The 13,758-nt window shown below is 56.9% G+C and carries 16 protein-coding genes and 3 tRNA genes; 8 read left to right on the forward strand and 11 right to left on the reverse strand.

The features are described from left to right. Position 1 precedes the first annotated feature (1 nt). Positions 2 to 2,101 (forward strand): tetratricopeptide repeat protein, encoded by a 2,100-nt coding sequence (locus D0Y96_RS08285; RefSeq protein ID WP_117298913.1) that lies wholly within the window; start codon positions 2 to 4, stop codon positions 2,099 to 2,101. A gap of 69 nt (positions 2,102 to 2,170) precedes the next feature. Here D0Y96_RS08285 and D0Y96_RS08290 read toward each other — a convergent pair. Both D0Y96_RS08290 and D0Y96_RS08295 read right to left on the reverse strand, forming a co-directional pair. Next, positions 2,171 to 2,246: transfer RNA gene (locus tag D0Y96_RS08290), tRNA-Cys, on the reverse strand. A gap of 60 nt (positions 2,247 to 2,306) precedes the next feature. Further along, positions 2,307 to 2,963: a peroxiredoxin gene (locus tag D0Y96_RS08295; RefSeq protein ID WP_117298914.1), complete on the reverse strand. Its 657-nt coding sequence runs from the start codon at positions 2,961 to 2,963 to the stop codon at positions 2,307 to 2,309. Between the two features lie 298 nt (positions 2,964 to 3,261). On the opposite strand from D0Y96_RS08295, the gene D0Y96_RS08300 reads away from it, so the two are divergent. The 6 genes from D0Y96_RS08300 (at position 3,262) to D0Y96_RS08325 (ending at position 7,726) form a co-directional block, all read left to right on the forward strand. Next, positions 3,262 to 4,155 carry a PhzF family phenazine biosynthesis protein gene (locus D0Y96_RS08300; RefSeq protein ID WP_117298915.1) on the forward strand — a complete coding sequence of 298 codons (894 nt, stop codon included), beginning with the start codon at positions 3,262 to 3,264 and terminating at the stop codon, positions 4,153 to 4,155. A gap of 514 nt (positions 4,156 to 4,669) precedes the next feature. Next, complete coding sequence (locus D0Y96_RS08305; RefSeq protein ID WP_117298916.1) at positions 4,670 to 5,107, forward strand: response regulator; 438 nt, start codon at positions 4,670 to 4,672, stop codon at positions 5,105 to 5,107. A gap of 30 nt (positions 5,108 to 5,137) precedes the next feature. After that, on the forward strand, positions 5,138 to 5,851 hold the full coding sequence (locus D0Y96_RS08310) for an ABC transporter ATP-binding protein (protein WP_434090775.1): 714 nt from the start codon (positions 5,138 to 5,140) through the stop codon (positions 5,849 to 5,851). A 60-nt stretch (positions 5,852 to 5,911) separates the two neighbouring features. Further along, a tRNA-Gly gene (locus D0Y96_RS08315) sits at positions 5,912 to 5,986 on the forward strand. 62 nt (positions 5,987 to 6,048) lie between these two features. Then, a tRNA-Cys gene (locus D0Y96_RS08320) sits at positions 6,049 to 6,123 on the forward strand. 289 nt (positions 6,124 to 6,412) lie between these two features. Then, positions 6,413 to 7,726 (forward strand): hypothetical protein, encoded by a 1,314-nt coding sequence (locus D0Y96_RS08325; protein WP_117298917.1) that lies wholly within the window; start codon positions 6,413 to 6,415, stop codon positions 7,724 to 7,726. A 15-nt stretch (positions 7,727 to 7,741) separates the two neighbouring features. Here D0Y96_RS08325 and D0Y96_RS08330 read toward each other — a convergent pair whose 3' ends face one another. From D0Y96_RS08330 to D0Y96_RS08345, 4 genes are all read right to left on the reverse strand, one after another. Continuing rightward, a complete protein-coding gene (locus D0Y96_RS08330; RefSeq protein ID WP_117298918.1) occupies positions 7,742 to 8,539 on the reverse strand; it encodes a tetratricopeptide repeat protein in 798 nt (265 codons plus the stop codon). Between the two features lie 213 nt (positions 8,540 to 8,752). Next, positions 8,753 to 9,463: a coatomer subunit epsilon gene (locus tag D0Y96_RS08335; protein WP_117298919.1), complete on the reverse strand. Its 711-nt coding sequence runs from the start codon at positions 9,461 to 9,463 to the stop codon at positions 8,753 to 8,755. A gap of 167 nt (positions 9,464 to 9,630) precedes the next feature. After that, positions 9,631 to 10,011, reverse strand: coding sequence for a TraR/DksA family transcriptional regulator (locus tag D0Y96_RS08340; RefSeq protein WP_350449008.1), 381 nt, complete (start codon positions 10,009 to 10,011; stop codon positions 9,631 to 9,633). Positions 10,012 to 10,138: 127 nt separating this feature from the next. Beyond that, positions 10,139 to 10,900, reverse strand: a complete 762-nt coding sequence (locus tag D0Y96_RS08345; protein WP_117298921.1) for a glutaminyl-peptide cyclotransferase — start codon at positions 10,898 to 10,900, stop codon at positions 10,139 to 10,141. Positions 10,901 to 10,981: 81 nt separating this feature from the next. Between D0Y96_RS08345 and D0Y96_RS08350 the strand changes: the two genes are divergently transcribed. After that, entirely contained in the window at positions 10,982 to 11,380 is a 399-nt protein-coding gene (locus D0Y96_RS08350) for a hypothetical protein (protein ID WP_117298922.1), read from the forward strand. A 10-nt stretch (positions 11,381 to 11,390) separates the two neighbouring features. Here D0Y96_RS08350 and D0Y96_RS08355 read toward each other — a convergent pair whose 3' ends face one another. The 5 genes from D0Y96_RS08355 to efp form a co-directional block, all read right to left on the reverse strand. Further along, positions 11,391 to 11,930 carry an adenine phosphoribosyltransferase gene (locus tag D0Y96_RS08355; RefSeq protein WP_117298923.1) on the reverse strand — a complete coding sequence of 180 codons (540 nt, stop codon included), beginning with the start codon at positions 11,928 to 11,930 and terminating at the stop codon, positions 11,391 to 11,393. An 8-nt stretch (positions 11,931 to 11,938) separates the two neighbouring features. Continuing rightward, entirely contained in the window at positions 11,939 to 12,220 is a 282-nt protein-coding gene (locus D0Y96_RS08360) for an acylphosphatase (protein ID WP_117298924.1), read from the reverse strand. A gap of 54 nt (positions 12,221 to 12,274) precedes the next feature. Then, positions 12,275 to 12,658: a hypothetical protein gene (locus D0Y96_RS08365; RefSeq protein WP_117298925.1), complete on the reverse strand. Its 384-nt coding sequence runs from the start codon at positions 12,656 to 12,658 to the stop codon at positions 12,275 to 12,277. Beyond that, on the reverse strand, positions 12,637 to 13,011 hold the full coding sequence (locus tag D0Y96_RS08370; RefSeq protein ID WP_252263613.1) for a HEPN domain-containing protein: 375 nt from the start codon (positions 13,009 to 13,011) through the stop codon (positions 12,637 to 12,639). Before D0Y96_RS08370 ends, D0Y96_RS08365 begins: the two co-directional genes overlap by 22 nt. Before the next feature lie 117 nt (positions 13,012 to 13,128). After that, positions 13,129 to 13,689, reverse strand: coding sequence for an elongation factor P (gene efp / locus D0Y96_RS08375; RefSeq protein ID WP_117298927.1), 561 nt, complete (start codon positions 13,687 to 13,689; stop codon positions 13,129 to 13,131). Positions 13,690 to 13,758 lie beyond the last annotated feature (69 nt).

Consider the following 13,758-nt stretch of genomic DNA (forward strand, 5'->3'; position numbering starts at 1 on the left):
TATGAAGCGCTGCATGCTGATACTGGTGATGGTTGCACTCGCGGGCTATTTTGCCGCAGCGCAAAATGCTGCGGTTGCATCGGGAGATGCGCCGCAACAGGAACAGAGCCGCGATCTTACGCATGTAAAAGAAACGACGGCTAACCCTTCTCCCGCACCAGCAATTCCTCACAGCTATGCGCTGGTCGTTGGCGTATCGCACTACGCGCACCTCCCGGCGAAGGCTCAGTTACAGTTTCCTGACCGTGACGCGGAGGATATGTACACGACGCTGATCAGCGCAGAGGGAGGGAATTTTCCCCCCGAAAATGTGCATAAGCTGATCAATGAACAGGCGACGCTTCAGAATTTGCGCCACGAGCTGACCGAATGGCTCCCGTCGGTGACGGGACCAGACGATCGCGTGCTGATCTATTTTGCCGGGCATGGATTTATCGCGGGAGGTAAGGGGTATCTCGCGACGACGGATGTTGATCCGATGCATCTGGCCGATACAGCATACCCGATGGAAGACCTGGGAAGAGATATCGGTACAAAGATTCATGGCAAGTGGAAGGTGCTGATTACGGATGCGTGCCATAGCGGCTCCATTACTCCGGAGGATGACACCGCTCAGGTGAATCACAATCTGCTGAACCTGGATGTCTCGACGTTTTCTCTCACTGCCAGCCGGGATCGCGAGCAGAGTTTCGAGAGCCCGCAGTGGGGTGGCGGACACGGCATATTTACTTACTACGTGATTCGCGGACTGGAAGGCGAAGCCGACGCATCCGGTGACGGCATTGTGACAGCCGATGAGCTGGCTGAGTATGTGCGCAGTAATGTGCGTCTGGCGACGAAGACGCTGCAGAATCCAACCTCGGACCGCGGCAGCTTTGACCCGAATATGGTGCTGGCCTACAACCCGGGACGCTCGGTTAAATGCACGGCCAACTGTCCCGGCGCGCCACGCTACGGCACTCTTGTTGTGCAGACCAACATGGATGGCGTGGAGGTCTGGCTCGACGGAAAAAGCGTTGGTGTAATCGATAAAAACAAGCCATTACGTCTGCCTGGCATGGCTCCGGGGCCGCATACCGTGAAGGGTGTGCATCTGGGGTATGAGCCGGATGGGCCGCGCGAGGAACAGGTATATCCAGGACAGGACACCTCGGTCAGCATTCGCATACTGATTGCCAGGCAGAAGAATCACGCTGCGGAAGAACCCTTCGACAAAGGTGTGGAACTCTACACTCGAGGTTTTGCAGTGAATTATAAGCAGGCCGCCGTCGATTTCGAGCAGGCGCTGCAGCTCGACCCGCAGTACAGTCAGGCGGCGCTCTATCTGGGCAGGACCTGGCAGGCTCTTTATGATCCGGAGAAAGCAGAGACCTACCTGAAGCAAGCCATCGCGATTGATCCGGATTATCTGGAAGCCCGGTTAAGTTATGCGGCGGCGCTGCTCGATACAGGCGATTATGATGAGGCGATTCGTCAGACGAATGCGGTTATTCAGCGCGATGCATCGAACGGGATGGCCTGGTATCTGCAATCGCAGGCATTTGTACGCAAAGGAAGTTATGACCAGGCGGTTGCTTCGGGAAAGCAGGCGGTGAAGATCACTCCATCGAATGGGGAGGCGCATCTGTGGCTGGCCGAAGCATTACGGCTGTCAAACCAGTGCACGGAAGCGAACCCCGAATACAGCCGGTACCTGGCGCTAAGTCAATTTAACAGTGCTCTCGGGGGCCAGCTGAATTATTACCTTCTCGGCAGCTTCTTCGGATTCGGCGTGAAGAAGCGAGCGGCGGAACAGGATATCTGGCGCGAGCTGCGGGCGCAGGCGAATGTCGGCATCTGTGACTGTCTCTGGATGCAGAAACAATTTTCCGCCGCTGCTGAGTCCTGCCAGAAGGCTCTGAGCTATGTGCACGACGATCCGTATGCAAATTACCGGCTGGGGCTCGTTTACGCCGAAGAATATAACGGCAACGGAAATCCAGAGCTGCTGCGCGAGGCGCGCCTGCATTTCAGTACGGTGATTGCGCTTATTCCGGATACGGATGAAGCCCAGCGGTCACGAAAATATGTGGCGAACATCGATGCAGTCCTGCTGCACTGACGTGTGTCAATATGGCAGGTTTCGATGCGAAGCAGCCTGTTCGGAATTGTTCCGAGGCTTAAGAGAATCTGGAGCACCGGGCGGGAATTGAACCCGCGAATACTGGTTTTGCAGACCAGCGCGTTAGCCACTTCGCCACCGGTGCTCATTGTCCGCTGCGCGGGGCGGCGCAGCGGAGCGATACAAATTACAACCAACTGCGTGTTTACTCCGGCTGTGGAACAGTGCGCAGATAAGGCTTCACTGTCTTGTAACCAGGATACAGCTTATCCGCCTCTTCGTTGCTTACGGCTCCGGAGAGAATGACATCGTCTCCCTGTTTCCAGTTCGCGGGAGTCGAAACCTTATGCCGCGTGGTGAGCTGGATGGAATCGAGGACGCGAATGATTTCATCAAAGTTGCGGCCGGTCGACATGGGATACGAAATCGTCAGCTTGATGCGCTTGTCCGGGCCGATAACGAAGACAGTACGTACTGGCGCATTCAGCGCCGGCGTGCGGCCTTCAGAGGTATTGCCGGCGTCAGCGGCGAGCATATCGTAGAGCTTGGCAACCTTCAGCTCGGGGTCGCCGATGATCGGATAGTTTACAGCGTGTCCGCTGACGTCCTGAATGTCCTTTGCCCAGCGGCTGTGATCGTCGACGCGATCCACGCTGAGGCCGAGGACTTTGGCTCCGCGCTGTGCGAACTGGCTTTCGAGAGCGGCGACGGCGCCGAGTTCGGTGGTGCAGACGGGAGTGAAATCCTTGGGGTGCGAGAAGAGAATGGCCCAGTTGTCGCCGATCCACTCATGAAAATGAATGGTGCCCTGAGTGGTTTCGGCAGTGAAGTCGGGGGCGATATCGTTTATGCGGAGTGACATATTTCTTTCTGCCTCTTCAGTGGAATCCTGATACCGGTTGTGCAAGCGTAAGAACCAAATGTAAAACCCACCCGGCTGCGGGTGGGTTCTGAGTGTCTGTCGAAACCTGATTCGTTCGATTCGCTCATTCACACCCGCACGTGCGATGGTCACAACAGCAGCGGCACATATACGGGCAGATGGAAGCGAAATTTGTCATATCTGAATTGCAGACGATGCGGGACATCGTGCCAGATGCATCGTCTATCGTTTCTTAGCCTAGAGCGGGAAGGGGAATTGTGTCAATTCCGAAGAGCATATGAGAGAAATTGAATACCGTCTTTGCGATGTGTTCACGGAGACGCGGCTCGCAGGTAATCAGCTTGCGGTGTTTCTCGACGGTGGCGCGTTGACCGGTACGCAGATGCAGGCCCTGGCAAAAGAAACGAATCTTTCGGAAACAACATTTATTTGCCGGCGGGAAGCTGCAGTGGAAGCCGAACGCGGTGTGCGGGTGCGCATCTTCACCACACAGGAAGAGTTGCCGTTCGCAGGACATCCCACGCTGGGTACAGCGGCAACGATACGCGAGACATGCGCCGAATATGCGCACGCGGAGACCGTGCGGCTTGATTTGAATGCAGGCATAGTACCAGTGAGGTTTTCGCCGGAACGCAGTACGGGGGCATCTGTCTTCGGTGAAATGACACAGCCGGAGCCGGTCTTCGGTGCGTACCATCAGAGCGCGCAACTGGCGGCTATCCTGGGCCTTGCGGTGGAGGATCTGCACCCAGAGTGGAAGCCGCAGACCGTCTCTACCGGTATGCCGTTCTGCATTGTGCCGCTGCGTTCCGTCGAGGCACTGGGAAGGCTGTCTCTCCATGCGCGAGAAGCGGACGACTATCTCCGCAGCACCGACGCAAAGTTTATCTATGCAATAGCGCCCGGGGAAGAAGGCACATGGAGGGCGCGAATGCAGTTTTACAACGGTGAGGACCCGGCGACGGGGTCGGCAGCAGGCTGCGCCACAGCATGGCTTGTCGCGCATGACCTGGCTGCCTCGGACAACGTTGTGCATCTCCGGCAGGGCATTGAAATGGGCCGGCCGAGCGGTATTTACGGCCGTGCAAAATTGAGCGATGGCCGGGTGAGCGAAGTGCGTATTGCGGGCAGCACTGTTTCTGTAGCAAAAGGACGGTTTTTCCTTGAGTGATTCACATGCTTTCAACAGAGGCAGAATGCAGAAGTAGCAGCAATGACAATACGAATGTGATTGAGGGCGTGAATCTACGCCAAAAGTAATCTGTTTCTTCGCTTATTGTTCTCCATTTACACGGTGCGTCAGTCTCCGTACTCTTGGCAAGCGTTCCCCCAAAAAGGAACCAGCTTTCGCCGATTGATAAACAACTTAATTTGAGCAGAGGCGCATTTCATGCGCGTTCCTGCCGTTTCGGTTATGCGCGGAATGAAGCACTCCGTGAAAGTGCCGAAGCGGAATAAGGCCCGCGGGCAATCATGAAATGAGCTTCTGCTCTCCGCATCCTGGTCCGAACCGGAGGGCGGCTCCGCGTCTTTTTGCGCGCTGGGAACAGCGCTGCCACGCGGCAGCGACTGTGCGCTTTCTTTCGGACCAGGTGCGGCCAACGGAAACCCCCTGCGGGTGCATGCGCGATATGTGTGCCTGTATGAAGCAGCCTTGCCGTGCTCGCGAGGCGGTCAGGAAGACCATGAGGCCTAAAAAAACGATTCTGTGCGTCGATCACAATGAGCAGGCTCTTGCCGTGCGTAAATTTATGCTGGAAACCCGTGGCTATCGGGTGATTACCGCTCTTTCGAGCGAAGAAGCTCTGGAGGTGTTCCGCAATGGCGGAATCGATCTGGTGCTGAGCGATCTGCTGATGCCGCAAATGGACGGCAATGAGTTGGTCCGGCGGATGAAGGACATGACGCCCGAGGTGCCGACGATTCTGATGAGCGGTACGGTGAAAGCATTTGAGCGCGCCAACCGCGCCGATGCGTTTCTGCCTAAAGGTGCATGCACTCCTGTGGAGATGCTGGAGCGGATTCGCATTATGATCGCCCGCAAGCGCGGACCCAGGAAGACACTTCGGCCGGCGTTTCACGAGATGAGCCGGGCAATGCAGGAAACGGTGGGCGCAGCCTGAAGCTGACGACGCACGATTTACAATCGCAGAGTGCAGCCGATTATTACCGCAGAGAATCTGGTCAAGGTTTACAAGTCCGGCAGGATAGAAGTCATGGCGCTTCGCAGCGCGACTTTCTCCGTTGACCGAGGCGAGTTTGTCAGCATTGTCGGTCCTTCCGGGAGCGGCAAGTCGACACTGTTCTATCTGCTCGGAGGGCTGACGCAGGCCACTTCCGGACGGGTAGTAATCGACGGTGTGGACTTCGCGTCGCTCGGTGATACGGACCGTACACGGATGCGGAAGTCGAAGATCGGCTTTATCTTTCAGCGGTTCAATCTGCTGCCCACATTATCGGCGCGAGCGAATATCGCCATTGCGCATGAGATTTCGGGCAGCAGTGAGCCGCTGGATCAGAAGTATCTGACGCATCTCACGGATCTGCTGGGAATCAGCGGACGGCTGGATCACCGTCCCTCAGAGCTTTCCGGCGGTGAACAGCAGCGGGTGGCGATTGCCCGTGCGCTGATCACCCGGCCGGCCATTGTGCTCGCGGATGAGCCGACGGGGAATCTCGATACGGAGAACTCGGACATTGTGCTTGAAATGCTGCGCCGCTCCAATAAGGAGTTCCGGCAAACCGTTCTGATGATCACGCACAATCCGGAGGCAGCATCGGTCGGCGACCGCATCATTCATATGCGTGACGGCCACATTACGGGTATCGAGGCCGGAAAGGGCGCAGTGGAGACCCACCAGTGGTAACGGAAAGACTCGGCTGCGTTGACCTTGTTGGGGCCGACCGATATACTCAGTGAGTACCAAGCGGGAGTAGCTCAGTGGTAGAGCATCGCCTTGCCAAGGCGAGGGTCGCGGGTTCAAGTCCCGTCTCCCGCTCCAGTCGACAAGACTGTTCCATGGTTGGCTTCGAGCCTGTCCTCTGCGATAGAATTCCCTGTTACGGCGCGGTACCCAAGCGGTAAGGGAGAGGTCTGCAAAACCTTTATGCGTCGGTTCGATTCCGACCCGCGCCTCCATTCCCTCCTGTATTTTTCCTGCATGCCATCTGTTCATTCATTGTCAGGTTGGATGACTGTGGACACACAGCACATTTCTCGCTCCTGAATCCTGGGGCCGCTGATGTACAATTCCGTGAATTTCTCCCTTTCTCATGATGGGATTGCTCGCCTGAACTCCGCGGGCAGAACGTATAGCCCGATCCGGTCATGGAATTCTCTCCCGGGAGTCATCTGGTAACAGGTGGCGAGTGTGCCGATGCGGAAGCCATGCCGCGGAGGCTGACTTCTGTGTGTCCTCAAGGGGTTGATGATGCTGAGAGTTCTGCTGTTTGCAGGTTTTCTTGTTGCGTACATCGTTTGGGTACTGGCGTGTCTGCGGGCTTCGAACAAGCTGCAGAGCGATGCAGTCAAAGGGCACACATTCTGGGCTTCAGAACTGCTTCTGCTGCTGAACTACGGCGCGTTTTTCGGCTTCATCTGGATATTGTCAGGGCTATGGAGCCTGCGCCTGGTCGTTATGTTCCTGCTTGCATCGCAGCTCGGTACCCTGGTATCTCTGGGAATGGCGGCGCTGCTGGGCGCAGAGACGCCGAAGAGCGCCATGCGGGCTATGTGGATGGCCGTCGAGCTGCAAATGCAGCAGCCGATGCTCTTTAAAGTCATGACCTGGCTGACGGGAATCGTCTTCTGGTGCTATCCGATCGTGGCCGGTGTGATCTACTTCCGGCATCCGCTGTATTCAGGTGTCGTGAAGATTCTGATGGTGAAATATTCGCTCCTGCTGCTGATTCTGGGCGGCTATCCGCTGATGCTGGTGGTGCTCATCGGGCTCCTGGCTTCCGAGAACCTCGATGAGGAGACACGCCAGGGAATCTTTATCAATCAGCTCGGAGGCATGATCCCGACCGCGCTCTTCGTGGCTCTGGCACTGTGGGCCTTTGGGGCAGGCGGAGTGAATCACAGCTTTGACATGGCGGCTCTCTCGGGGACACTTTCTCTGCGGACCCTGCTGCTGCTGCTGCTCTTTTTTGCATGTGTGGTGTTGCTTCCCTATCTGATCGGAAGCAAAAGAGCACGTCGCCGCCGGCTCGATTTCCTGCAGGAGCAGAGTGGATTTATTGCCGGTCTGGTGGACGTTCTGGAATCTCCTACACCGCTCACATGGCAGGAAAAGCTGACGAAGCTGCGTGGCGAACTGGCCGATCGCCGGACGAAGCTTGTCGATGACGAGGTTTCGCTGCAGATGAAAGCGGAGCTGGATGCAGGCTCCGAGGTGCCTCCGCAGCTGACCCTGGCAGCTGAAGCCCTCAAAAATACCAGTGGCGTGGATGCTCGATTTCTCTTTTCGGGCAGTCTGAACAAACTCGAAGAAGAGGTATCGGAAATCGCGGCGGATCTGCAGTCACGGCCGCCAGCCGGGGTCGAGGCAGCCGCGGCGTTGTGGAGCAAAAAATATGAGACGCGCAAAGCAGATCTGGCGAAAGAGATGGAATCTGCCACAACGAAAAAGACGCTGGTGACCGTTGGGATGGGCGCAGCTGCCACGACAATCGTGAGCGCCATTCTGAGCGAGGTGGGTAAAGCGGCCTGGACAGTCATTTCCCAGCACGCGGTTCGATAAAGGAGCCGCTCCGTTTTACTGCTGGATGCGCTGTTCTGCCATCAGGTGCGCGAACTCCGCGGTCGTGCGAAGAGTGGCCAGCTCCTCGTCGCCGAATATTTTTCTGCGGTCGTCAAAGCCTTCGTCGATGGCCTTGCGCAGATATTTCAGTGCCTGTTGCTGCATACCTGCCTGGGCGAAGAGTTTTGCCAGACAATAGTCCTGGCGGGCGCGCTCGTGGAGAGGCGAAGATTCGGAGACCATCTGGACCGAAGTGCCTTCGAAGACATGCGGATCGAGCAGGAAGGCCTTGCGGTACTCTTCGGAACCCTTCCGGAATTTGCCATCGGCAAAATAAGCGGTGCCCAGATTACTGTACATGGCCGCGGCGCGCGGTGAGAGATGGATCGCCCGCCGGTAATAGCGCTCGGCCTTGTGATAGTCCTTTTCGGCGTAATAGATCGCTCCCAGATTGTTCAGCGCCTCAGGGTAATTGTGATTCAGAGATATGGCGCGCTCATAATCGAGCTTCGCTTCCTTCAGCGCGAACATGTGGTGATAAGCGATGCCGATTTTATTCCAGATGATGGCGGAATCCTTCGGACCCTGTCGATAGGCATCGATGGCGGCCAGATACTGCTGATGAAACATCAGCAGATCGCCTCGCATTTCCGGAGACAGGCTGGCCATCTCATTGGCTGCGGGGACAACGACCGGCTGATAGGGCGGCGCCTGAGGCTCCGCGGCGAAGGCTTTCGGGCTACCGCAGAAAAGTGCTGCAAAAATTAAGGAACTGCAGACCCTGAGGACCGGAGTAACAGGAACAGATTTCATGTGCACCTCCCGTCCGCCAAAGAGACGGAGCGAAATGCGTTTTACATATTGCTCCTTATCGGGTGCGTCTGGGAAGGGGAAGAGGCAAGAAAATTATCAGTTCATCAACAGTGCTGCTGTAATTCCCGGAGTGGTTTTCCATCCTGAAATGAAAACCGGACATAAAAGAGCCCGGAAGGCCTGCCTCCCGGGCTCTTTGTATTTTATTTCGTGCTACTTCAGCGTCTGCAGCTTCTGTGTGGCGATCATGCCGGCAGCGGTTTCTTTATCCTGATCTTTAAGTTCAGCATAGAGACGCTTCGCTTCCTGCGGGCGGCTGATTTCATACAGGGCGGCAAGCTGAAGTTTGGCGGCGCCGGCCGGAACCGTGACGGTGGGATTTTTGATCAGCCCCTGAAGGAGGTCGATGGCCTGTGAGTCGCGGCCGGTCTGGTGGTACACATTGGCCAGAGCGGCCTTTGCCAGAGCTGCAAGATTGCTGTCCATCGAGCCGGAAGCCTTCTTCAGATCGGATTCGGCGGCAGAGCTCTGTCCCAGATCGAGCTCCGTGAGGCCGGTAAAGTAGCGGGCATTTGCGCCCACCCGGAGCCAGCCATAATCATTCGCAACCTGGGAAAAGAGAGGATAAGCAGCTTTGGCACGCTGGACCGCGGTGGCATACGACGGCTGGCCGGGATCGGCCGGCTGTCCAGGCTGGCTCAGCGGCGTTTCGTAGATGTTCATCGCCTGTCCGAACAGGCCTTCTGCTTTGGATTCGCGCGAAGTATAGATCAGGACGGCGGTAACGATGACTGCGGCCACGATGACTACAGTGACAGCGGTTTTGATGACAAGGCCGCGATGTTCGCTGACCCAGTCGAGGCTGGAAGCCGTCGCATCGACGAAGCTGTCCTGTTTAAGCGCGTGACGTGTCTGAGTGTCCACGAAATTCCTTCGACAATCCTTCCGGGCAGGAACTGGCAGACTGGCAGGGGGTCTCTCGGCTGTCTGCGTAAGATATCAAAAGTCTAGCAGCGCCCGGTGGGAGGGTCAAACACGCAGAACCCGGCGGCACGGACGATCCGGCCCTCCGGGCTCCCGTTTTTTTGACTTTATGCAGCGCGGATAATGTCCTGAATCTCGCCGTTTTCAATCTTTTCCTGGCAGTCGATACAGTAGGGCGTCCAGGGAAGCGCCTCAAGCCGCTTGACGCCGATTGGGTTGCCGCACTGCAGGCACTCTCCATAATTGCCTTCGCGGATGCGCTCAAGAGCAAGACGCACCAAAGAGAGCTGTGTATGCCCCTGCGTGCCCTGGGTGTAGATCAGCTCCTTCTGATAGGACATGACTGCCTGATCGGCGACATCCTGGGTATCTGCCGCAACAGCCTGACGGCCCTGCTTCACCGTGCTCAGCATGGAATGCTCCAGCATGCGCTGCTGCTGACGGAGTTTCTCTTCAAGTCGTTCGACGGAGAGGGAATGATTTGTCACTTCGCTCGACTCCTGATGGCGTGACTCACGTACGAATTACAACCATTTGACGCAGGAACCGAAGAAAGATTTGTTTTCCTTTTCCGGAAATAGCAGTTTTCCGGCAGAAAAAGTGAAGACGCTTTGGTTATTTTCCGGAACCTGCAGGAACGACCTGGATTTCAAAGAGCTTCGGCCAGAGTTTGCCGGTGATGAAAAGGCGGTCATGCTGTGCATCCCAGGCAATGCCGTTGAGGACTGCACCCGGATCATGGAGCTCGGAAGCAGGGATAATGCCGGTCAGATCAATCCAGCCAAGAACTTTGCCGGTTTGCGGAGAGATTCGCACGATTTTATTCGTGTACCAGACGTTGGCATAGATCTCGCCGTGAACGTATTCGAGCTCGTTGAGCTGGGTGACGGGCTTGCCGTGATCGGTGACGGAAAGCCGGCGTACGACAGCGAAGGTATCGGGATTGAGAAATCGCAGCACAGCGGTTCCATCACTGAGGATGAGGTGTCTGCCATCCTGGGTCAGCCCCCATCCTTCACCGCTGTAATGCAGCGTTTTCAGGAGACGAAAGCTGAAGCGGTCGTAAACAAAAGCAAGGTGCGCCTTCCACGTGAGCTGAATGAGAGTGCTGCCCCACTCGGTGAGGCCTTCGCCGAAGTACTGAGCGGGCAGATCGAGATGCTGTAAAACCCGACCGGTAGTGAGGTCATCCATGCGAAGAGAAGAGCGGCCGTTGAGCCCGGTGCTCTCATAGAGCTGTCCACCGGTAAAGACGAGCCCCTGAGTAAAGGCCTGCGGATCATGCGGCCAGGAATGGACGACGCGAAAGGTCGAAGTCTGCGCGCAAAGTGTCAAAGGCGCAGTAAAGAGCAAAAGGAGCAGAATGAGGCGGCGCATGGCGATAAAGCCAGCTTACCCTGTCATGTTCGAGGACGTGACTTGTTGCGGCTGCGATGCTCCATTTACTCTGGAGATGCCATGTATGAAGACTTTCGCGTAACCGACCGCTGGACCGGCGAAGAGCTGCACTGCCGCTGGATCGCCAACATTGTGGCGATTGCCACGCGCCATGCCGATGCCGTCGATATTCGCTATGACGTGAGCGGACGCCCGGTGTGGATTGCCATGCCGTATCAGGCCTGGGGCGAGCAGAAGCAGCGTACGGGACACATCATTACCGATGCGCTGGCCGCTCAGGCCGCGGGACGCTACCTGAAGCAGGCGGTCGAGTCCGGTTACGACAATGGCCGTGAGATGTACACGATGAGCACGGAGGAAGTGCTGGAGCATGTGGATGCCGTGCTGAAGGAAGCAGGGCACACCAGCAAGCTTCCCCCGCTGATGCCGATGAGCGACGACGCTCAGCCGAACCTCTGATTCCGGCCTGCTATTCGTCGTAGTGCAGCAAACTGAAGACGTCGAAATCCGGGAAGCGGCTGCGTCCCTTCAGAAAATCCAGCTCGAGGGCGAAACCGAGACCGGCGATCTCTCCACCCAGTTGCCGGACCAGCTTGATGGTCGCCTCCATGGTGCCGCCGGTAGCGAGCAGGTCATCGACGATGATGACACGCTGGCCGGGCTCGATGGCGTCCTGATGGATCTCGAGCGTATCGGTTCCATATTCAAGATCGTAGGTAACGCGCGCGACCGGAGCCGGCAGCTTGCGTGGCTTGCGCACCGGAACGAAGCCGGCGTTGAGGCGATAGGCAAGCGCGGGGCCAAAGATAAAGCCGCGGGCCTCGATACCCAGGACCAGGTCAATATCGCGTCCGATGTAGTGTTCGGCCAGCGCGTCAATCAGCGAAGCGAAGCCATACTTGTCCTTGAGCAGGGTAGTGATGTCGTAAAAGAGAATCCCGGGTTTGGGGAAGTCGGGGACGGTGCGTACCAGCGCCTTGAGATGATCGCAGTTCGGTGAACGAGACATGAGTTGGATTACCAGGCTCCTTCGATCTGAAATGGTCCGAGCGATTCGCCTTCGGCATCGTCGAGCGGATGTTCAATGACCTGGTCGACGCGGCTGCCGCGGGAGCCTTTATGCAGAGCCGTGGACAGATCGGCAAGCTCTTCGGATTCTCCGGCAGCGACAACTTCGACGTGGCCATCTTCGGTGTTGCGCACCCAGCCTTTCAGGCCAAGCGCGCCCGCTTCCCGATGCACAAACCACCGGAATCCAACGCCCTGCACGCGGCCTTTAACGAGGTAATGGCGGACCATGAGATGCGTGGTTAGTTTTTCAGAAGCGGAGACAGGGTGCAAGCTGGCAGGTGTTCAGGCGATCTTGTACGCATAGGCGTCGTCAACAAAGCGGTTCCCCCACGTCTGGCCACCGAGACGCATTCCGAAAACGCTATCGGTCTTTCCGAAGACTTTACGCAGAGCACGGACAAAGGGATCACTTGTTTTCATCAGAAAGATCAGTGGCGTTTGCCATGCATCGATTCCCGCTTCGTGGAGTGCTGAGGTCACTTTGCCATAGCCTTCGGCCAGGCTAAGTGGATCGAGTTCTTTTGACGCGACCACGAAGCGCCAGTCTTCGTACTCGGGGAAGTGGGCCCATACCGCGAGCGCAACGTGGATGCCTTTCTCTTCCAGCGTCCCCACGATCTGCGCGCTCCTGCGAAAATCAACCTCTACCAGTGCTGTTTCACCCATGACATGACTCCGTGGCGCTTTTCAGCGATGGCGTTCAGAAAATCCCTGCAATCCTGCTCTGTGTAGATACTGTAGCGGCTTGCTTCCGACCAGCGGGTCGCTAAAAGCCAGTTCTGCTGGAAAACAGGGTCTTTCCCAGCCCGCTCGCTGAGAATATCCGATAGATTTGCGAGTTTTATCAGTCTTGTGAGGTCGTGTGTATATGCGTCGTTCGCCAGTTTCCTGTCCGGAAACGTATGCCGCGGAATATTTCCTGCAATGCGAGCCTTGAGCCCACATTCAAGCGCATAGCCGGCCAGGTAATAGGCGCCACTGCTTTCTCCGGCCTTCAAGAGTAGACGAGCCTCGCGCAATCTGAGATCCGCCAGCAGTTGTAAATCTTTGCGGTTAACTGTGGCGATTGTATGTGGACAACAGCAGAAAACGGCGCAGCCGGGGCCGCGCCGTCTGGTACAAAAGTTTGCGGATGCCTATGCCCTGCTCAGATACGCGCCTTCTGCCGTGTCGACGCGGATGCGCTCCCCCTCATTGATGAAGGGTGGAACCTGGACCACGAGACCGGTCTCCATCTTCGCGGGCTTGGTGACGGAAGAAGCAGTGGCCGATTTAAGGCCGGGCTCGGTCTCGACCACGGTCAGCTCGACGGTCTGCGGGAGTTCGATGCCGACGGCAACGCCGTCGAAGAAGGAGACGGTAATCTGCAGATTGGCGGTCAGGTATTCGACGGCATCGCCCAGTGTGTCACGCTTCAGGTGGGTCTGCTCGTAGTTCTCGGTGTTCATGAAGTAGTAGTCGTCGCCGTCGTTGTAGAGAAACTCCATGGAGATCTCGTCGACGATGACGCGCTCGATGGGGTCGGGCGAGCGGAAGCGATGCTCGAACATCGAGCCGGTGCGCAGGTTGCGCAGTTTCGCCTGAATAAAGGCGCGCAGATTGCCGGGCGTGCGATGCTCGACCGAAAAGACCGCATGCAGCTCATTGTTGTGCCTGATGATCATGCCCGGACGCATTTGTGTGGCGGGAATCGCCATAAATTGAAGAAGCTCCTTACCTGAATTCAAGGGAGAAGTGCAGCGAGCCGTATCGCTGAACCACGGATC

The organism is Paracidobacterium acidisoli, from assembly GCF_003428625.2.
Lineage (GTDB): Bacteria > Acidobacteriota > Terriglobia > Terriglobales > Acidobacteriaceae > Paracidobacterium > Paracidobacterium acidisoli.